18 protein-coding genes and 2 tRNA genes are annotated in these 18,915 nt (G+C 71.1%); 7 read left to right on the top strand and 13 right to left on the bottom strand.

Annotated features, from left to right (window positions below):
- Positions 1-170: 170 nt before the first annotated feature.
- From ACZ6ZQ_RS18015 to ACZ6ZQ_RS17990, 6 genes are all read right to left on the bottom strand, one after another.
- A complete protein-coding gene (locus ACZ6ZQ_RS18015) occupies positions 171-1,514 on the bottom strand; it encodes an HD-GYP domain-containing protein (RefSeq protein WP_469769469.1) in 1,344 nt (447 codons plus the stop codon).
- On the bottom strand, positions 1,511-2,893 hold the full coding sequence (locus ACZ6ZQ_RS18010; protein WP_469769468.1) for an HD-GYP domain-containing protein: 1,383 nt from the start codon (positions 2,891-2,893) through the stop codon (positions 1,511-1,513). Before ACZ6ZQ_RS18010 ends, ACZ6ZQ_RS18015 begins: the two co-directional genes overlap by 4 nt.
- A gap of 268 nt (positions 2,894-3,161) precedes the next feature.
- Entirely contained in the window at positions 3,162-3,458 is a 297-nt protein-coding gene (gene rsrA, locus ACZ6ZQ_RS18005) for a mycothiol system anti-sigma-R factor (RefSeq protein ID WP_453665096.1), read from the bottom strand.
- Positions 3,455-4,102 (bottom strand): sigma-70 family RNA polymerase sigma factor, encoded by a 648-nt coding sequence (locus ACZ6ZQ_RS18000; protein ID WP_453665098.1) that lies wholly within the window; start codon positions 4,100-4,102, stop codon positions 3,455-3,457. Before ACZ6ZQ_RS18000 ends, rsrA begins: the two co-directional genes overlap by 4 nt.
- Before the next feature lie 305 nt (positions 4,103-4,407).
- Positions 4,408-5,049: an alpha/beta hydrolase family protein gene (locus tag ACZ6ZQ_RS17995; protein ID WP_469769467.1), complete on the bottom strand. Its 642-nt coding sequence runs from the start codon at positions 5,047-5,049 to the stop codon at positions 4,408-4,410.
- Between the two features lie 85 nt (positions 5,050-5,134).
- A complete protein-coding gene (locus ACZ6ZQ_RS17990; RefSeq protein ID WP_469769466.1) occupies positions 5,135-5,950 on the bottom strand; it encodes an SOS response-associated peptidase in 816 nt (271 codons plus the stop codon).
- A gap of 49 nt (positions 5,951-5,999) precedes the next feature.
- Between ACZ6ZQ_RS17990 and ACZ6ZQ_RS17985 the strand changes: the two genes are divergently transcribed.
- The 4 genes from ACZ6ZQ_RS17985 to ACZ6ZQ_RS17970 all read left to right on the top strand — a co-directional run bounded on the left by ACZ6ZQ_RS17985 (position 6,000) and on the right by ACZ6ZQ_RS17970 (position 9,600).
- Positions 6,000-6,692 (top strand): M50 family metallopeptidase, encoded by a 693-nt coding sequence (locus ACZ6ZQ_RS17985; RefSeq protein ID WP_469769465.1) that lies wholly within the window; start codon positions 6,000-6,002, stop codon positions 6,690-6,692.
- 68 nt (positions 6,693-6,760) lie between these two features.
- Positions 6,761-8,101, top strand: coding sequence for a 3-phosphoshikimate 1-carboxyvinyltransferase (gene aroA, locus ACZ6ZQ_RS17980; RefSeq protein WP_469769464.1), 1,341 nt, complete (start codon positions 6,761-6,763; stop codon positions 8,099-8,101).
- A gap of 16 nt (positions 8,102-8,117) precedes the next feature.
- Positions 8,118-9,131, top strand: a complete 1,014-nt coding sequence (gene rsgA / locus ACZ6ZQ_RS17975) for a ribosome small subunit-dependent GTPase A (protein WP_469769463.1) — start codon at positions 8,118-8,120, stop codon at positions 9,129-9,131.
- Positions 9,132-9,276: 145 nt separating this feature from the next.
- A complete protein-coding gene (locus ACZ6ZQ_RS17970; RefSeq protein ID WP_453665110.1) occupies positions 9,277-9,600 on the top strand; it encodes a DMT family transporter in 324 nt (107 codons plus the stop codon).
- Here the strand turns inward: ACZ6ZQ_RS17970 and ACZ6ZQ_RS17965 are convergent.
- On the bottom strand, positions 9,566-10,234 hold the full coding sequence (locus tag ACZ6ZQ_RS17965) for a TetR/AcrR family transcriptional regulator (protein WP_469769591.1): 669 nt from the start codon (positions 10,232-10,234) through the stop codon (positions 9,566-9,568). The genes ACZ6ZQ_RS17970 and ACZ6ZQ_RS17965 overlap by 35 nt on opposite strands.
- Positions 10,235-10,378: 144 nt before the next feature.
- Here ACZ6ZQ_RS17965 and hisN point away from each other — a divergent pair, with 144 nt between their 5' ends.
- Positions 10,379-11,179, top strand: coding sequence for a histidinol-phosphatase (gene hisN / locus ACZ6ZQ_RS17960; protein ID WP_469769462.1), 801 nt, complete (start codon positions 10,379-10,381; stop codon positions 11,177-11,179).
- On the opposite strand, the gene ACZ6ZQ_RS17955 is transcribed toward hisN, so the two are convergent.
- Together ACZ6ZQ_RS17955 and ACZ6ZQ_RS17950 are read right to left on the bottom strand one after the other, a co-directional pair.
- The gene (locus ACZ6ZQ_RS17955; RefSeq protein ID WP_469769461.1) at positions 11,173-11,991 is read right to left on the bottom strand and encodes a DUF899 domain-containing protein; all 819 of its coding nucleotides are present in this window, start codon (positions 11,989-11,991) and stop codon (positions 11,173-11,175) included. The genes hisN and ACZ6ZQ_RS17955 overlap by 7 nt on opposite strands.
- Before the next feature lie 156 nt (positions 11,992-12,147).
- Positions 12,148-13,245, bottom strand: a complete 1,098-nt coding sequence (locus tag ACZ6ZQ_RS17950) for an SGNH/GDSL hydrolase family protein (RefSeq protein ID WP_469769460.1) — start codon at positions 13,243-13,245, stop codon at positions 12,148-12,150.
- A gap of 446 nt (positions 13,246-13,691) precedes the next feature.
- Between ACZ6ZQ_RS17950 and ACZ6ZQ_RS17945 the strand changes: the two genes are divergently transcribed.
- Complete coding sequence (locus ACZ6ZQ_RS17945) at positions 13,692-14,099, top strand: CBS domain-containing protein (protein ID WP_453668408.1); 408 nt, start codon at positions 13,692-13,694, stop codon at positions 14,097-14,099.
- 75 nt (positions 14,100-14,174) lie between these two features.
- On the opposite strand, the gene ACZ6ZQ_RS17940 is transcribed toward ACZ6ZQ_RS17945, so the two are convergent.
- Positions 14,175-15,656, bottom strand: a complete 1,482-nt coding sequence (locus ACZ6ZQ_RS17940) for a catalase (RefSeq protein ID WP_469769459.1) — start codon at positions 15,654-15,656, stop codon at positions 14,175-14,177.
- Positions 15,657-15,783: 127 nt separating this feature from the next.
- Between ACZ6ZQ_RS17940 and ACZ6ZQ_RS17935 the strand changes: the two genes are divergently transcribed.
- Positions 15,784-16,200 (top strand): Fur family transcriptional regulator, encoded by a 417-nt coding sequence (locus ACZ6ZQ_RS17935; protein ID WP_453668410.1) that lies wholly within the window; start codon positions 15,784-15,786, stop codon positions 16,198-16,200.
- Positions 16,201-16,350: 150 nt separating this feature from the next.
- Here ACZ6ZQ_RS17935 and ACZ6ZQ_RS17930 read toward each other — a convergent pair.
- From ACZ6ZQ_RS17930 to ACZ6ZQ_RS17920, 3 genes are all read right to left on the bottom strand, one after another.
- Positions 16,351-16,424, bottom strand: a tRNA-Met gene (locus ACZ6ZQ_RS17930).
- A gap of 95 nt (positions 16,425-16,519) precedes the next feature.
- Positions 16,520-18,466, bottom strand: a complete 1,947-nt coding sequence (locus ACZ6ZQ_RS17925) for a tetratricopeptide repeat protein (RefSeq protein WP_469769458.1) — start codon at positions 18,464-18,466, stop codon at positions 16,520-16,522.
- Between the two features lie 228 nt (positions 18,467-18,694).
- Positions 18,695-18,768: transfer RNA gene (locus tag ACZ6ZQ_RS17920), tRNA-Met, on the bottom strand.
- Between the last annotated feature and the right edge of the window lie 147 nt (positions 18,769-18,915).

Here is an 18,915-nt window from a genome sequence, read left to right as displayed (position 1 = left end):
CCGGTCGCTCGGGTCATTGCCCCCGGACACTTGTCTGAGTGTCTTTGTGTACGTCTCGCTCAGTGCTCCCTACTTTCGCATCCAACCATGCCCGGTCGGACGCCCGCTCATTACCCATGGGTTACCCGGACTGAGCGGGGCTGAGTCCCGCCAGTGCCCGCCACCACCCCTCAGCCGAGGCCCTCCGGGCCGCTCCCTCGACGGGTCAGGACGCGGGCGAGGGACTCGACGACTTCCGGCTGGTAGTCGTGCGCGGTCCCGAGACGGAGCTGCTCCAGAGCCGTGAGCGCGCCCGTGGCACTTTCACCGGTGAGATCGTCGTACGCGTTGACGGTGCGGACGATACGGGCGGCCAGGGGCTGCTCCCGGTACGGGTCGGCCTGTCGCTCGACGACCACCGCGACGGCCGCGGGGACGCCGGTCTGGCGGACGACGGCGCCGCCCAGCAGGGCGATCCTGCGCTGCTCGGCGAGCGGCAGCAGAGCGGTGGCGCCCTCCGGCACCGGGTCGACGAGGGAGAGCTGCCCGATGTCGTGCATCAGCGCCGCGTACTCCAGAACGGTCAGCTCGGGCCCCGAGAGCCCCAGCTCGCGGCCGACGGCGGTGCTCAGCGCGGCGACCCTGAGGGCATGCCCGTGGGGGGTGTAGCCCGCGATCTCGGTCGCCCGTGCGAGTGAGGAGATGGTCTGCCGGTAGGTGATCCGTACTGCCGCGTACCGCCGGAACGACATCTGGGTGAGCAGGAGCGGTACGGAGAAGACGGGCAGCGCCCAGAGCCCGGCGACAGCGGCGCCGAGCGCCATGACGGCGCCGGTCGCGCAGACGGCGGAGCCGATGCCGATCAGCGCGCGCAGTTCGTCGCGCAGCAGCGGACCGTACGGGACGGGGGTACCTCCCATGCGCTTGGCGCTGTGGGGGAGGGTGCGGGCGCGGAGCATCAGCGCGGCGAGCACGGCGTCGCAGAGCGCGGTCAGCAGCAGCAGAAGCAGCAGGTAGAGCACGTAGTACGGGCCCTTGCCGAGCCGCTCGGCCAGTGCGCCCGAGTTGTAGAGCGGCTGGAAGCAGACCGCGGCGAACGCGACGGTGAGCACGCGGCGCGTGACCTGGTCGAGCGCGGGCCCGCGGCCGCGCGCGATGTGCGGTACGGCCCCGGCGAGGGCGCCCGCCACGACGACCGCGACGACCTGGAGGACGCCGTGGGTGGTGGCCCGCCCGCCGCTCTCACCGAGCAGCGCGTACGCCAGTGCCCCGGCGGACGCGAGCGGCGCGGGCTCCCTGCCCCATGGCTTTTCGACCATGGGCGGGGCTCCCCCCGGCGGAGCCGGGGGGATCGCCCCCGTGCCGGGCGGCGCGCCCCGTCGGGTGGCCTCCCCGACGGCGATGAGCACGCCGAACGCGAGCGCGGTGCCCGGGTCCGCGACGCCGTTCCACAGGGTCCGGCAGAGCCCGGCTCCGGTCAGCGCGGCAGCGGCCCCGTACACGCCCAGAACGGTGACCGGGACCCTTGGTGTCATCCGCCCCGCCTGTGCCGTGCCGTCGGAGCTGAGACGGGCCCGGCCGGGACGGAGGGGCACTTCGGGGGCGGCTGGGCGGGCACGTGCGGCTCGTCGGCGGTGACCCCCGTCTGCCAGCCGTGACGGTCGAGGGCGCGGACGAGGGCGCGCACCATCCGGGGGTCGAACTGGGTTCCGGCGCACCGTTTCAGCTCTTTGACCGCGGTGGCGACGGGCCGCGCCCTACTGTACGAGCGGGTCGAGGTCATCGCGTCGAAGGCGTCGGCGACGGCGACCACACGGGCGAACTCGGGAATCTGGCGGCCGGCGAGTCCGTACGGGTAGCCGCTTCCGTCGAGCCGTTCGTGGTGGTGCAGGATCGCCGCGCGGGCCTCGCCGAGGAAGCCGATGCCCCGGACCATCTCGTGCCCGTACTCGGGGTGCAGTTCGATGACGCGGCGCTCCTCCGGGGTGAGCGGTCCGTCCTTGCGCAGCACGCGTGTGGGTACGCCCAGTTTGCCGACGTCGTGCAGGATCCCGGCAAAGCGGAGCACTTCGAGGCGCTCCTCGTCCATGCCGAGCTCACGCGCGATCAGTACGGACGCGCGGCCCACCCGCTCGCTGTGGCCGCGGGTGTACCTGTCCTTGATGTCGACGGCCTGCACCAGGGCGCGGATGGTGGACCGGTGAGCGCCCTGCTCGCGGTGGTACTGCGCGAAGACCCAGCAGGAGATGTACATCGGCAGCAGCACGAAGAGCGCGGACAGCGGACCGTACGGGCTGCGCCACAGCACGGCCATCATCAGCCCGGCCGGTCCGTGCACGGCGTGCGGCGCGAGGGAACGCAGCAGCAGTCCGCGCCACGCCGCGCGGACGGGGACGCGTTCCGCGGTGGCGAGGATGCCGCCGTCGAGCGCGGTCAGCACCAGGCAGTACGTGAATGCGGCGGCGAACGCGGGCAGCAGGGCGTACGGGAAGTCGGCGGCGCTCAGCGCGGCCGGGCCGCCGAGGAGGACGGCCACCCGGGACGCCGCCCAGGCGGCCAGGGCCAATTGGGCCGCCCGCCATACGCGGCGGACGCCCGCGGGGCGCTGTTCGACGTGGGCGAGCAGCGCGCCCGGTGCCGCGACCAGCGCCGCGGCCGCGGGCGGCAGGAGCAGCGCGGCGGCGAGGAGCACGGGAAAGAACGATCCGGCGCCGACCGGTACGGATCCGCCGACGGCCCGTCCCAGGACGGGGAACCGGGCGGGCATCTCGCACACCGCGTACAGCCCCGCGAGCAGCGCGACCGTGCTCCAGGCGGTACCGGCCCCGGGGCGCAGGGCGGGAAATGCGCACACTGCGGCAATCACGACGGCACACAGGATGTACACCCGCGCCGCTCCGGGAATGACTCCCACCCGCTTTCAGCCCTCCTCGGACGCCCCAAATCGAGCGCAAGGCTAGCGAGTTGGAGTGTCCACGGCGGACGAAAGCGACCGATTAGCACCATCGGGTGACACAGTGCGAGCGCGGACGGGCGCGTCCCCTGTGGGCACGCTGCCCGGATACGCGAAAGGGGGCGCACCGGACGGTGCGCCCCCTGTGTCCGGTCCGCAGGCGGAGCGCTACTGCTCCCCGGCTGTTCCGCGACTGCTACGCGCCTGCTCGGCGACTCTCAGCGCGTGGTTACTCCGCGCCCGCCGTCAGGTCGTGCTCGGGCACGGTCTCACCGGACCTGATCAGCTCGATCCGGCCCATGACCTTGGCCCGCAGGTCCACCGGCACGTCGTCATGGCCGCAGCAGCGCTTGACGAGCTTCTTCACCGCCTGCTCCAGGCCGTACTTCTCCAGGCACGGGGAGCACTCCTCGAAGTGCACCTCGAACTTGGTGCAGTCGCTGTCGGGCATCTCCCGGTCGAGGAACTCGTAAAGATGATCGAGTACCTCTGCGCAGTCAGTCTCGTGCGGCTCTCCGCAGCTCATGAGCCCGCGCCTTTCCGATCGTTCGTCGACTCCCCGGCGCCCGCGGGAACGAGCCCGCGATCACGGGCGTAGTCCTCGAGCATGCCGCGCAACTGGCGGCGGCCCCGGTGCAGTCGGGACATCACCGTACCGATGGGCGTTCCCATGATGTCCGCGATCTCCTTGTAGGCAAAGCCCTCTACATCCGCGAGATACACGGCGATGCGGAACTCCTCGGGGATCGCCTGCAGCGCTTCCTTGACATCGGAGTCCGGCAGGTGGTCGAGCGCCTGCGACTCGGCGGAGCGCAGACCGGTCGACATGTGCGACTCCGCGCGGGCGAGCTGCCAGTCCTCGATCTCCTCGGCGGCGCTGCGCTGCGGCTCGCGCTGCTTCTTGCGGTACGAGTTGATGAAGGTGTTCGTGAGAATCCGGTACAGCCAGGCCTTGAGGTTCGTGCCCTCACGGAACTGGTGGAAGGACCCGTAGGCCTTCGCATACGTCTCCTGTACGAGATCCTCGGCATCGGCCGGGTTGCGCGTCATACGCAGCGCGGCCGAGTACATCTGGTCGAGGTAGCCAAGTGCGTCCCGCTCGAAGCGTGCGTTGCGCTCGGCAGCCGTCTCGTCCATGCGGCTGTCGTCGGTCCCAGTGACCGGACCCACCTCCTCCTCCGCTGTGGCGAGACCGAAACCGGACCCGCTCGAATCGGAGGATAGACGACCAACCGCACCGCCCGCCGTCCGAATGGGGGTCGCCTTGGGTGCACGCAGCACTGTCCACTCCAGGTCAGCGGCCTGTGACCTGCTCGGGCAGATGGTCGAACCCATGCGACGGACTCCCTCTCCACGCTCCTGTACTGACGTGGGACACAACAGAGGGTCCGCCCTCCGCTATTCCCGGGCACAGGACGCAGTCAGGATCCGGCCGTCGGGATGCGGCCATCAGGACCCGGCGTCAGGTGCGGCCGTCAGGATCCGGGCAGGGCCGTGATCCACTTCCGTACGCCGTCGACGACGGTGGCCAGGGCCTCCTCCTGGGTCAGCGCCGCCCGCTTGGGCACGGCGAGCCCGTGGTCCGCGGAGTCCACCTCGATCAGCTCGTACTCCCCGTCGGGGAACTCCTCCGGCTTCCCGAACGAGTCGTTGCCGCCCTGGACGACAAGGACGGGAACTCCGGCGCCGAGCAGCTCATCGGCCCGGGACTTCTCCGGCCTGCCCGGCGGGTGCAGGGGGAAGCTGAGGGCGAGCACGGCGCGCGCGCCCAGCTCACGCGCCGTGCGGCAGGCGACCCGCGCCCCGGCGCTGCGCCCGCCCGCGACGATCGGCAGCCCCTGCTTCTCCAACGCAGGCCACAGTCCCCGCCAGCCGGTGTCCAGGGTCTTCGGCGCGGGCGCGACCTGCTTGCCCGCCACCCGCCACGGCTGCTCCACGAGGGCCACGGTCACCCCGGCGGCGGGCAGCTCGGCCGCGAGCGCCTGGAGGTCGCGGGCGCCGATGCCGCCGCCCGCGCCATGGCTGACGGCCAGCACGAGCCGGGCCTTGCCGGTGGCCGGGTGCCAGGTGATGCGGGCGTCCCCGGCGGGTGTCTCGACGATCTCGCTCTGTGTCACGTCAGAAGTGTCACACCACGAGCCCCGGAAACCTCAGGAAGCACGAGCACCGCTACCTCAGCCGTGACCTGAGCAGCCGGAAACCTCAGAAGAGCGTGCCGACCTCAGGGGCCGCCAGCTCCTCCAGCAGCTCGGGTCCGTTGTTGCGGACATTGGAGACGGCCGTGCCCACGGGGTACGCCCGCATCAGCCCGGGCGGCGGCGCCGCGAGCAGCGTGCGCAGCTCCTCCACGTCCGTGCGGCCCGGGTCGAGCCAGGCGTCCCAGCGGTCCTCCGTGAGCATCAGCGGCATCCGCGGGTGGATGTCGGACAGCGAGTGGGGGCCGTCGGCGGGCGCGACGGCCAGCGGGCTCGTCTCCGCCTCGGTCGTGATCACCGAGCAGGTCACCCACCAGGACTGCGGGTGGTCGTCCGGCAGGGTCCGGTCGCGCCAGAACTCGTACAGCCCCGCCATCGCGAAGACCGAGCCGTCGGCGGGGGTGACGAAGTACGGCTGCTTGCGGGGCCGCTTCTTCTTCCCCTCCACCTCCAGCTGCCGCTCGTCGGCGCCGGTGACCCACTCGTAGTAGCCGTCGGCGGGCAGGATGCAGCGCCGGGCGAGGAAGGGCCGGCGGAAGGAGGGCTTCTCATGGACGGTCTCCGCACGGGCATTGATCATCCGGGCTGCGCCCTCGGGGTTCTTGGCGAAGGACGGGACGAGTCCCCACTTGAGTTTCCGCAGCTGGCGAACCGGGCGGCGGTCGTCCGCGTCCTTCAGAGGACGTTCGAGCACCGCGTAGACCTCTTTTGTCGGAGCCACGTTCCAGTCGGGAGCCAGGGTCTCCGCCGGCTCCCACTTCTCGATCTGGAAGAGTCCCGTCAGGTCCTCGGGTTTGCGACTCGCTGCATACCGTCCGCACATAAGTGCCACACTGCCACGACCCCGAGCCTCCCGAGGAGCCACCCCGGAAATGGTCACACCCGAAGTCTTCGGCACCCAGCCCGCGCCCGAGCAGTGGCTCGTCATAGGCACGGCCGCGCTCGCTCTCGTCGCGGTCGTCCCGCACACGCTGTGGCGGCTGTCCCGCAACGCGATCACGATCGCCCACGAGGGCGGCCACGGCCTGATCGCCCTGGCCACCGGTCGCCGGCTGGACGGCATCCGGCTGCACTCCGACACCAGCGGCCTCACCGTCAGCCGCGGCAGGCCGACCGGCCCCGGCATGATCCTCACCGCGGCCGCGGGCTACACCGCCCCGCCGCTGCTCGGACTCGGCGGCGCCTGGCTGCTCGCCGCGCACCGCATCACGCTGCTCCTGTGGGTGGCGACCGCGCTGCTGATCGCGATGCTGGTGATGATCCGCAACGCGTACGGGGCGCTCACCGTGATCCTCACCGGGGCGGCGTTCCTGTTGGTGTCCTGGCTGACCGATCCGGCGGTGCAGGCGGCGTTCGCGTACGCCGCGGTGTGGTTCCTGCTGCTCGGCGGCGTACGGCCGGCCTTCGAACTGCAGGCGAAGCGGCGGCACGGCGGGGCGCCCGACTCGGACGCGGACCAGTTGGCCCGGCTGACGCATGCGCCGCCCGCGATGTGGCTGTTCCTCTTCCATGCCGTATCGCTGTGCTCGCTGATCGGTGGCGGTCGCTGGCTGCTCGGTCTGTGATCGTTCACGGAGCTCCGTGACCGGTCATGGAACGGCTGCGGCCGCTCGGGGCCATTAAAGTGATGGCCATGACCGAGAGCTCCGTGCACCCCGCCCTCTGGCCCGCCCCTCATGCAAGCGGGCCCGTCGATGCGACGGTCACCGTGCCCGGATCGAAATCGGTCACCAACCGCGCGCTGGTGCTGGCGGCACTGGCCGCCGAGCCCGGATGGCTGCGCCGGCCGCTGCGCTCCCGCGACACCCTGCTGATGGCGGAGGCCCTGCGGGCCATGGGCGTGGGCATCGAGGAGCAGGTCTCCTCCAGCTCCACCTCCACCGGCGGCCCCGACAGCGGCGAGGCCTGGCGGATAATCCCGGCCGGGCTGCACGGCCCCACGACGGTCGACGTCGGCAACGCCGGCACGGTGATGCGCTTCCTGCCGCCCGTCGCCGCCCTCGCCGACGGTCCGATCCGTTTCGACGGCGACCCGCGCTCCTACGAGCGTCCGCTGGGCGGCGTGATCAACGGTCTGCGCGCGCTGGGCGCCCGGATCGACGACGACGGCCGCGGCTCCCTCCCGATGACCGTCCACGACGGCGGAGCGCTGGACGGCGGCCCCGTGGAGATCGACGCCTCCTCGTCCTCGCAGTTCGTCTCCGCCCTGCTGCTCTCCGCGCCACGCTTCAACCAGGGCGTGGAGGTACGGCACATCGGCTCCCGGCTGCCGTCGATGCCGCACATCCGGATGACCGTCGACATGCTCCGTACGGTCGGGGCGCAGGTCGACGAGCCGGAGACCGGCGGCGAGCCCAACGTCTGGCGGGTGCGCAGCGGTGCGCTGCTCGGCCGGGATCTGACCGTGGAGCCGGATCTGTCCAACGCCCAGCCCTTCCTGGCGGCGGCGCTGGTGACGGGCGGCCGGGTCACCGTGCCCGACTGGCCCGAGCGCACCACCCAGCCAGGTGACGCGCTGCGCGAGATCTTCACCGAGATGGGCGGTTCCTGCGAGCTCACGGACGCGGGTCTGACCTTCACCGGCACCGGCCGGATCCATGGCATCGACGTCGATCTGAGCGAGGTCGGCGAGCTGACCCCGGGCATCGCCGCGGTCGCGGCCCTGGCCGACTCCCCCTCGACGCTGCGGGGTGTCGCGCATCTGCGGCTGCACGAGACGGACCGGCTGGCCGCGCTCACGAAGGAGATCAACGAGCTCGGCGGTGATGTCACCGAGACCGAGGACGGGCTGCACATCCGCCCGCGCCCGCTGCACGGCGGGGTGTTCCACACCTACGACGACCACCGGATGGCGACGGCCGGCTCGATCATCGGTCTCGCCGTCGACGGAGTGGAGATCGAGAACGTGGCGACGACGGCCAAAACCCTGCCCGATTTCCCGAGGATGTGGACCGACATGCTCGCGGGCAACTGAGCGGGGACGGCCGGAGATGCGCCGCTACGGCAAGCACACCGACGAGGACGACATCCGCCAGCGCCCCAACCCCAAGGGCAACCGTCCTCGTACGAACATCCGCCCCAAGCACGAGGACGCGGCGGAGGGCATGGTCCTGACCGTCGACCGGGGCCGGCTCACATGTCTCGTCGACGACCGCACGGTCATGGCGATGAAGGCCCGTGAGCTGGGCCGCAAGGCCGCCGTGGTCGGCGACCGGGTCGAGCTGGTCGGCGATCTGTCCGGCAAGAAGGACACCCTCGCCCGCATCGTCCGGATCGGCGAGCGCCGGTCCGTCCTGCGCCGCACCGCCGACGACGACGATCCGTACGAGCGCGTCGTCGTCGCCAACGCCGACCAACTGGCGATCGTGACGGCCCTCGCCGACCCGGAGCCGCGCCCACGGCTGATCGACCGGTGTCTGGTCGCGGCGTTCGCCGGCGGCCTGGAGCCGCTGCTGGTGCTGACCAAGTCGGATCTGGCCTCGCCGGACGAACTGCTGGAGATGTACGGCGCGCTCGGTGTCCCCCACATCGTCACCACCCGCGACGAGTTCGTGGGCGGCGTCGCGGCCGACCGGGTCTACGAGCACCTCAGGGGCCGGACCACCGCGTTCGTCGGCCACTCCGGCGTCGGCAAGACGACCCTGGTCAACGCCCTCGTCCCGAAGGACCGTTGGCGCAGCACGGGCGTGGTGAACGCGGTCACCGGCCGCGGCCGGCACACCACCACCTCGGCGCTCGCCCTCCCCCTCGCGGGCGAGGACAACGGCTGGGTGATCGACACCCCGGGTGTGCGCTCCTTCGGGCTGCACCATGTCGACCCGTCCCGCGTCATCCACGCCTTCCCGGATCTGGAGCCGGGCACTGAGGGGTGTCCGCGCGCCTGTTCGCACGACGAGCCGGACTGCGCGCTGGACGAGTGGGTGGCTCAGGGGAACGCCGATCCCGCGCGTCTCTACTCACTGAGGCGACTGCTGGCGACGCGCGAGCGACGCGAAGGCGACTGAGCCGAGGCCACGTGGAGGCGACCGACCCGCGGCGACGCGGAGGCCACCGACCCGCGCACGTTTGCGACCGCCCGCTGCTGGTAAGTGCATAATCGCACCAAGTGAGACGAAGCAGTCACCGACGCGTACGCGGGAGGCACTGACCATGGCGTGGCTGCTCGTAATCGTCGCCGGGCTCCTGGAAACGGGATTCGCGATCTGCCTCAAGCTGTCGCACGGCTTCACGCGTCTGTGGCCGACGATTGCGTTCGCCATCTTCGCCATGAGCAGTTTCGGGCTGCTGACGCTGTCGCTGCGCAAACTCGACGTCGGCCCGGCATACGCGGTGTGGACGGGCATCGGCGCGGCGGGCACCGCGATCTACGGGATGGTCTTCCTGGACGAGGTCGCGTCGACCCTCAAGATCGTCTCGATTTCGCTGGTGATCGCCGGGGTCATCGGCCTGCAACTCTCGGGTTCGAGCCACTGACGGCGTTTCCTGCGTTGCCCAGGCCGCCACTGCGGTTGACGGCGCTCACAGCGTCACGGACCAGCTGACCGACCCCTTCCGGGGCGGGCGCGACGACGTGCGCCAGCGCGAGCCGCACGGCCAGCTCGCAGCGGTGGGCGAGGTCGAGGCTCTCCTCCTTCGTGCGTCGGCGGCTGCCCGGCTCCCGGGCGGCCAGCGAGCGGTCCCGTACCGCGGCGACCAGTTCGGCGGGCGCCGGGTGCCCGGCATCCGCACGGCGCTGCGCCGGCAGTGCGGAGGCGGACCTGCTCGCGGGCCGAGGGGCGGGCAGCCGCTCTCCCCAGCAGCCGGTGAGCAGGGCGCGCAGCAGCGGCCTTGCGCGGGCCTCCCCGACGGTCCACTCCGCGAGCCGCACCAGCTGCTCGCCGCTCCCGGCCCGCTCCGCGAGGACCCGGTCCACCCCGTGGAGATACATGTCGGCCTCGCGCCGCACGAGCGCGCGGGCGAGGCCGTCCTTGCTGCCGAACTCGTTGTAGAGCGTCTGCCGCGAGACCCCGGCGGCCGAGGCGACGTCGACCATGCGGATCCCCGACCAGGGCAGGCCGGAGAGAGCGGTGAGAGCGGCGTTCAGCAGTGCTTCGCGCGCTGTGGGCATCATGGCCTCCCGGGCCCTGCGGCTCTGCGCTCAGAGTTGACGGGTGACCACCGACTGTCAAGAGCACGGGGCGCGCGGGGGCGGTCTTCGCGCCGGTGCGGACCGCGACTCCGCCCCCGGGATCCCGGGGATAGAGTGCCGGTCATGGCCGACTATCACGATGATCTGCGTCTCGCCCATGTCCTCGCGGACGCCGCCGACGCGGCGACCATGGACCGGTTCAAGGCGCTCGACCTCAAGGTCGAGACCAAGCCGGACATGACTCCCGTGAGCGAGGCCGACAAGGCGGCCGAGGAGCTGATCCGCTCCCAGCTCCAGCGCGCCAGGCCGCGCGACGCGATCCTCGGCGAGGAGTACGGCATCGAGGGCACCGGCCCGCGGCGCTGGGTGATCGACCCGATCGACGGCACGAAGAACTACGTCCGCGGGGTCCCTGTCTGGGCGACGCTGATCTCCCTGATGGAGGCCGGCGAGGGCGGTTTCCAGCCGGTCGTCGGTGTGGTGTCGGCGCCGGCACTGGGCCGCCGCTGGTGGGCGGCGAAGGGCGCGGGCGCCTACACGGGCCGCAGCCTGTCCTCGGCGACCCGGATGCGGGTGTCGAAGGTCGCGGACCTCTCGGACGCGTCGTTCGCGTACTCATCGCTGAGCGGCTGGGAGGAGCGGGGGCGGCTGGACGGGTTCCTGGACCTGACCCGCGAGGTCTGGCGCACGCGCGCGTACGGCGACTTCTGGCCGTACATGTTGGTCGCCGAGGGTTCGGTGGACATCTGCGCGGAGCCCGAGCTGTCGCTGTGGGACATGGCGGCGAACGCGATCATCGTGCAGGAGGCCGGCGGCACCTTCACCGGTCTGGACGGAACCCCCGGGCCGCACAGCGGCAACGCGGCGGCGTCGAACGGGCTGCTGCACGAGGAACTGCTGGGCTATCTCAATCAGCGCTACTGACTCGCGCGACCCTGTCGGCCGAGGGTCTCCACGGGGGTCGCGCCGGGGCGGGTCCACTGCGGCACCGGCCGGCTGGTCGGGCCCCAGGTGGCGACGCCGTCGGCGTCCGTGCGCCAGTACCAGCAGATCGGCGAGCCGTGCCCGCCGACCGGCGAGTCGGCCTGAGGGGCCTCGGGCCAGCCGTCGGGGTTGTCCTCCCACCCCTCGCGGCGGCCGTAGGGCGTCATGTCGAGCAGGCCGAGGGACCCGTTGACCGGCTCGTTGCCACGGCCTGTCGTGGAGTACGTGAGGAACACACGGTCGCCGTCACGCAGGAAACAGGCGATGTATCCCATTTCTCCGTCGACCGGCGCCTCCACGTCCCGCACCGAGTACCAGGGCTGGGTGTAGCCCATGAACTCGACGTAGGGAGCCACCTCGTCCCACGGGCCCGAGGTCAGGACGGCGAACGAGACGCCGCGGGCGTTGAGGTAGACGGCGTCCTTCACGTGCCAGGCCGTGGTGGTGCAGCCCTCGCACTGCCCCTGGTGCGGCGCGCCGTCGTACCACATGTGCTTGTAGACCACGAGCTCGTCGCGCCCCTGGAACAGGTCGAGGAACGGGACCGGCCCGTCAACGCCGGTGACCTCGACCGCGCCGTCGAGTTCGACCATCGGCAGCCGCCGCCGGACCGCGGCGATCGCGTCGCCCTCACGGGTGTGCGCCTTCTCGCGGACCAGCAGCTCCTCGCGCGCCGCCTGCCAGGTGGCCAGGTCGACGACCGGCGGCTTGCCGGGGAGGTTGCCGCTCGCGTTGCCGGGCGTGGTCGTCATGGTGTCCTCCGTGGTGTCTCGTGCCGGGCGGTGTCGTACGACGTCCTACGACGCCCACCGGAGGAGACTCGCGACCCGGCCGGAACTCATCGCGGCAGAGCCGTCTCGGCACGGGACTGCTGCCTCTTCCTCTGGCCGCTGGTGCCGGGAGGGGCACTAGGTCCGGTCCGGAGTCGTCAAAGGCAGGCGGGACGCGCCGTGTTCCGCCGTTCGCGGACACCGTTCCCGCTCAGAGAACGAAGCAGGGCCACCGTCCTCCCATGGCTTCCTCCGTGGACACAGTGCTGCGCGGACCGCGGCCTCGACGTGGGTCGCGATGTTGGCCTGGCCGGCGGCGTTGGGGTGCACGATCGTGGCCCGATTCCCGTCGGAGCACTCCATCGTGACGTGGACCAGCGTGATTTCCGTCGGCCAGTACAGGCCTGCCTGCCCGCAGAAGCCTTCCACCCACTTCGTCCCCCGGGGCCGGCACGCGTCGTGGCCGACGCTGGAGGTAGCGGTGTCGACATATGTGTCGCCGAAGCGCTCTGTCAGGGACCGGATGATCGCGTTGACCTGGGTGATCACATCATGCAGCCAGGCGATGTCCCCATGGGTGATCGAGACCCGTTCCCCGCCCGTGAGCCGGGCGGCCAGCTCGGTGGTGTCCTGGCGGTCACAACCGCTGGGGTCCGCAGGGAAGATCGTGGGATAGCCGACCGTGATGATCTTTGCGTTGGGCGCCTTCTGAGGCACGGCACGCAGCGTCGCGCCGTACTGCCGGATGATCCGGTCGTACTTGTCGTGGATCGACTCGGGGTCGAGGGACGGGCCGCCGTCTTCGTAGGCGTCCCGGCAGGGGGTGGCCTCGTCGGGTTGGCCGGCGCCCAGGAGCAGGCAGGCCTCCTCCATGTCGGCGAGGGGCAGGGTGTTGACGCCGATCCCGATCGTGACCACGTCAGTGCCCGCGCCCACGTGGGCCCGGTTCACCTGGGGGGCCACGCTGGGCCAGCCGTCAGGGGGCGGCTCCACGGGGTCGATAGGGGTCTGCCGGTCCACGGTGATCTCGTTGATGGTGGCGTTGCCGCAACTGACGTCGGTCAGTCCCACTGCCCGGCCCGCGGGCGGTTTGGCGGCGAGCATGCGCTCAACGAGATACGGATAGGCCCCTGTCGTGCGGGCACATCCGTCTCGATCCGCGCTGCCCAGCGGCGGGCTCGGATCGCCGACAAACACTCCGGCGGTGTAGGAGTCGCCGAGGGCCGCCCACTGCACGCGCTGTGGCGTCGCTGAAGCCGTCGCCGGGATCGCGGTCGCAAGCATCAGCACGGCCAGCGCGCCCAGCGCGCCCCTCCGGACGGCGGCTGTACACAGCAACGTCCGTCGTGCGGCTCTCCCCCGTCCGTGTGGCACGGGTCTGGACGCCTTGGTGTGGAACATGCATCTCTCCCAGGAGGTCGACCAGAAGGTTGATCACGGAGAGAATTGCAGCAGACACCGTCAGCAACACGTCAGAGGCGGGCCACTCATTCACTCCCCCGCGGCGGCCACCCCAGCAGCAACGGGCACACCTTCCCCCACCGCGCGCCGTCCGCACCCCCGGTCTGCCGCGCCCGCCCCCTTGTTGATACCGCGCATCACTGCAACCCTGAGAGTCCCCCCACTTGTGAACTTGTGAATCGGTTCTCGTTGAACGGTTCACCAAGGAGGTGGCTCCATTCATGCTCGTCCGTGACGCCATGAGCACGGTGGTCCTCACCATCGGCCCCGCACACACCCTCCGGCAGGCCGCCCGGCTGATGGCCGCACGCCGTGTCGGGGCGGCCGTCGTCCTCGACACCGATACCAGCGGCCTCGGCATCCTCACCGAGCGCGACATCCTGAACTCGCTCGGCGCGGGCCAGGACCCCGACCGCGAAACCTCCGGCACCCACACCACCACCGACGTCGTCTTCGCCGCACCCTCCTGGACCCTGGAGGAGGCCGCGGAGGCCATGACTCACGGCGGTTTCCGCCACCTCATCGTGCTCGACGCCCACGGACCCGTCGGCATCGTCTCCGTACGCGACATCATCCGCTGCTGGACCCCGGCCCGGCACCGGACCGAGGCGACGACGCTCGCGGGGTAGCGCCCGCGCGAGAGGGCCGGACCCCCGACGGGGATCCGGCCCTCTCTCAACGACAAGCGGTCCAGTACTGGTGTGTCAGCCGCGTAGGGCCTGGACCGCGGCCTCCAGCCGCTTGCCGAAGTCGTCGTCCGCCTGGCGGAAGTTGTTGATCGCGCGCTCGGCGATGTCGTCGCGCGACACCTTCGCGATGAACCCGGCGAGGTTCTCGATCAGACGGCCCTTCTCGTCCTCACACATCAGGCGGTACAGGTTGCCCGCCTGCACGAAGTCGTCGTCCTCGGCATGGCGCGGGGCCTCGTGGTTGCCGGTACCGGCGGTGAAGTCGGCGTTCGACACCCACAGCGGCCTGCCCGTCTGGAACGGGCCGCCGAAGCTGTTCGGCTCGTAGTTCTTGGCGCCCTTGTGGCGGCCGTCGTACAGGTGGCCGTCACGGCTGTTCGTCCGCGCCTCGGTGGCGTGCGGGCGGTTCACCGGCAGGTGGTCGGCGTTGATGCCGACGCGGTAGCGGTGGGCGTCGCCGTACGCGAAGAGACGGCCCTGGAGCATCTTGTCCGGGGAGGGACCGATGCCCGGCACGAAGTGGGCGGGGCTGAAGATGGACTGCTCGACCTCGGCGAAGATATTCGCCGGGTTGCGGTTGAGCTCCAGCGTGCCGATCTCGATGGGCGGGTAGTCCTCGTGCGGCCAGACCTTGGTGAGGTCGAACGGGTTGAAGCGGTAGTTCGCCGCCTCGGCCGCCGGCATGATCTGCACCTGCACGGTCCAGGACGGGAAGTCACCGCGCTCGATGGCCTCACGCAGGTCGCGCTGGTGCGAATCCGGGTCCTCACCGGCGAGCCTGTTGGCCTCGGCCTGGGTGAGGTTCTTGATCCCCTGGTCGGTCTTGAAGTGGTACTTGACCCAGAAGACCTCACCGGCCTCGTTGTTCCACTGGTACGTGTGCGAGCCGTACCCATTCATGTGACGCAGCGTCGCGGGGATGCCTCGGTCGCCGAAGAGCCAGGTCACCTGGTGGGTCGACTCGGGGCTCAGCCCCCAGAAGTCCCAGACGTTGTCGGCTTCCTGGCTGCCCGTGTACGGGTCGCGCTTCTGCGTGTGGATGAAGTCCGGGAACTTGATGGCGTCCTTGATGAAGAACACCGGCGTGTTGTTGCCGACGAGGTCGTAGTTGCCCTCTTCGGTGTAGAACTTCAGCGCGAAGCCCCGCGGGTCGCGGACGGCGTCCGCGGAACCGAGGCTGCCGGCGACCGTCGAGAAGCGCAGGAACGTCTCGGTCTGCTTGCCGACCTCGGAGAGGAACTTGGCACGCGTCCACTGCGAGACATCGCGGGTCAGCGTGAAGGTGCCGTAGGCGCCCGCGCCCCGCGCGTGCACGATGCGCTCCGGAATGCGCTCACGGTTGAAGTGCGCGAGTTTCTCGAGCAGCAGCTGGTCCTGGATCAGAACCGGACCGCCGGCGCCCGCGGTCTCGCTGTTCTGGTTGTCGGCGACCGGCGCGCCAGCCTCCGTGGTGAGCGGTCCCTGGGTCACGTACGCCTCCTGCGTGTCCTGCGTCATCGGCTGCAAGTCCTGTCCCTTGGCCAAATCCAGCCTCGATCCTACAATAGATTTAATCTAATTCAAGCAGACATCCAAAGTCACACCTGTTCGGGACACGGCTCCCCTGGCTGTTAGGCTGATACGTATGAGTGACCTGTTGGAACGACTGCGCGGACGCGGCTGGCGGATGACCGCGCAGCGGCGTGTCGTGGCCGAGGTCCTCGACGGGGACCACGTACATCTGACCGCCGACGAGGTACACGCACGCGCCGTCGAGCGGCTGCCCGAGATCTCCCGGGCGACCGTCTACAACACGCTGGGTGAGCTGGTCTCACTGGGCGAGGTTCTGGAGGTCTCCACGGACCGCCGCGCCAAGCGGTACGACCCGAACGCGCACCGGCCGCACCAGCACCTGGTCTGCGCCCGCTGCGGCGCGATCCGCGACGTCCACCCGGCGGGCAACCCGCTCGCGGACCTCCCGGACTCCGAGCGCTTCGGCTTCACCATCTCCGACGTGGAGGTCACCTACCGGGGCGTCTGCCCGAACTGCGCGACGGCGTAGCCGCACTCGCACGACTTCGAAGGCCCCGGCGCTGACGGCGCCGGGGCCTTTCCACGCTCCGCCCGCCGGCCAGAACCCCCAGCCCCGTCCCGTGAACCCCGGACATGCCGAAGGCCCGGATCCATAAGGATCCGGGCCTTCGGGCTTCAGTAGCGGGGACAGGATTTGAACCTGCGACCTCTGGGTTATGAGCCCAGCGAGCTACCGAGCTGCTCCACCCCGCGTCGGTGAACTCAACAGTACGTCACCGCGAGGACCGGAGCAAATCGATAACCGTTCGCCCGTTCGTCACACGTACGCTCGCCGCAGCAGCGGTGCGTCACGCCGTGAGCTCCTGGTGGAGGGCCTGGCGCAGCGCCTCGGCCCGCTCGGCGACCTCGGCCGGACCGAGCTCCACGGCGCGGGCGCACCAGCGCTGGCCCTCCACGAGCTCGCCCCTGCGGGCGGCGAGCAGGGCGAGGCGGAGCGCCGCGCGGCCGTGCCCGGCGCGGGCGGCCCGGGCCCACCAGAGCGCGGCCTCTCGCTCATTGCCGTCGCGGGCGAGCAGCAGCCCCAGGTTGAAAGCGCCGTTGCGGCTGCCCGCCTCGGCCGCCTCCCGGTACCACCGAGCGGCGTCGGAGATGTCACCACGGGCGGCGGCGAGCATGCCGACGCGCACCTGGGCGCGACGGTGGCCCTGCTCGGCGGCGCGCTCGTACCACTCCTCGCACTCGCTCTTCTCGTTCACCGGCTCACCGAGCGCGGGCGGGCCGGTCGGGGCCTGGCGGGTGTCGAGCAGCGTCGCGAGCCGGAAGGCCCCCTCGGCGCTGCCGCTGCCCGCGGCGCAGCGCAGATGCCGCTCGGCCTCCTGCTCCTCGCCGTCCCGCAGGCAGGCCATGCCCACCTGGAGCGCGGCCTCGGTGTGCCCGGCCGCGGCAGCACGCTCGTACCAGCGCAGAGCCGTACGGTCGTCGTCCCGGCCCGCGTAGAGAATGCCCAGGTTGAACGCGGCGTCCACGCTGCCTGCCTCGGCGGCCTTGGAGAACCAGGGCTCGGCGCCGGAGGCGTCGCCGGCCTGGAGGAGCAGCACGGCGAGCGCGTTGGCGGCCTCGCGGTGCCCGGCGTAGGCGGCGCGGCGGTACCACTGCTCGGCCTGGGCCGTGCGGTCCTGAGCCGCGCAGAGCAGGCCGAGGTTGTACGCGCCGTTGACGTCTCCCGCGTCCATGGCGGCCCGGTACCAGCGCTCGGCGGACTGCTGCTCACCGCGTGCAGCGTGCAGCGCACCGAGCGCATTGGCAGCGTTGCCATCGCCGTCCTGCGCGGCGCGCAGCCACCATACGGCGGCGCTCTCCTCGTCCCCGGCGTCCCGCAGCAGAAACCCCAGGGCACAAGCGGCTCGCGCCTCGCCGTCCTTCGCGGACGTGAGGTACCACCGCCCGGCCTCCTTGAGCTCGCCCCGCCGCTCGAGGATGCCCCCGAGATGCAGCGCGGCACGCCGATGTCCCCGCGCGGCGGCCTGCCGGTACCACTGCTCGGCCTCCCGCAGGGCGCCGCGCGCAACGGAGGTGTCGGCCGTGCCGGGCGTACCGGCGGCCCCGTCGGCTACGTCAGGTACGTCGGCTGCGTCGGGTACGTCGAGGGACAGCACACGGCGTTCCAGCGCGCGGGCCAGGCGGTAGGCCGCCTCACGGTGGCCCTGCTCCGCGGCGGCGCGCAGCCAGCGCTCCGCACCCGGCTCGCTGCGGTGCTCCAGCAGATCCGCCAGGGCGTAGGCCCCCAGCGCATGACCCTGCTCGGCGGACTGCCGCAGCCAGTACTCGGCGGCGGGCTCGTCGCCACGCTCCCGGAAGTGTCTGCCCAGCGCGTGCGCCGCGGCCGCGGAGCCGGCGACGGCGGCGATGCGCCACCAGCCGGCCGCCTCGTCGGCGTAGCCGCGCTGGTGCAGCAGCACACCCAGGTTGTTCGCGGCGGCGCGGTCACCCTCGGCGGTCGCCGCACGCAGATGCGGCTCCGCGCCGTCGAGGTCACCGCGGCGCAGCAGCAGCGCCCCGAGAACGCTCATCGACGCGGTGTCACCGGCGTCGGCGGCGCGACGGTGTCTCGCCTCGGTCTCCGCGTCGGAATCCACGGGGCCCAGGGGCTCTGCAGGGCCCACGGAGTCGAGCGCCTCCACGGCGTCGACGCCCATCGCATCGGCCACGCCCACCGCGCCTGTCGCGGTCCCGGCGTGCTGCTGCACAAACCGCCCTGTCTCCAACAGAGTTGCCCTGTCCCCCATAAATTCCATCGTCGCACCACCTGCAACCCGCGTACACCTGGTATACCGCAGCCAGTGAGGTCACTTCAGCGTTTTGTCGACATGCCCACAGAGAGATAAGTCAAACACGTCTCACCCCAACCGCTGTCCTCAACTCGCCGTCCTCAACTCGCCCCACCCGGCGCACACTTCGAGAGCGTCGGCTCACGACACACGTCGAGGGCCCGGATCCTGATGGATCCGGGCCCTTGACTTCAGTAGCGGGGACAGGATTTGAACCTGCGACCTCTGGGTTATGAGCCCAGCGAGCTACCGAGCTGCTCCACCCCGCGTCGTTGTGTACCAACCGTACCACGCTGCGGAGTGGGGCCTGCTCACAGGCCCCTCTCACAGGCCCAGCTCAGGCGGTCCGGCTGAGCTTGGCCGACTGAGCGGCCCGGCTGAACAGGGCCTGCTCACCGGCCCTGCTCAGCCGCTCT

This window comes from Streptomyces sp. NPDC053673, assembly GCF_055585225.1.
Note: the sequence above shows the minus strand (reverse complement) of the source record. Positions and strands in the feature narration are given on the sequence as shown.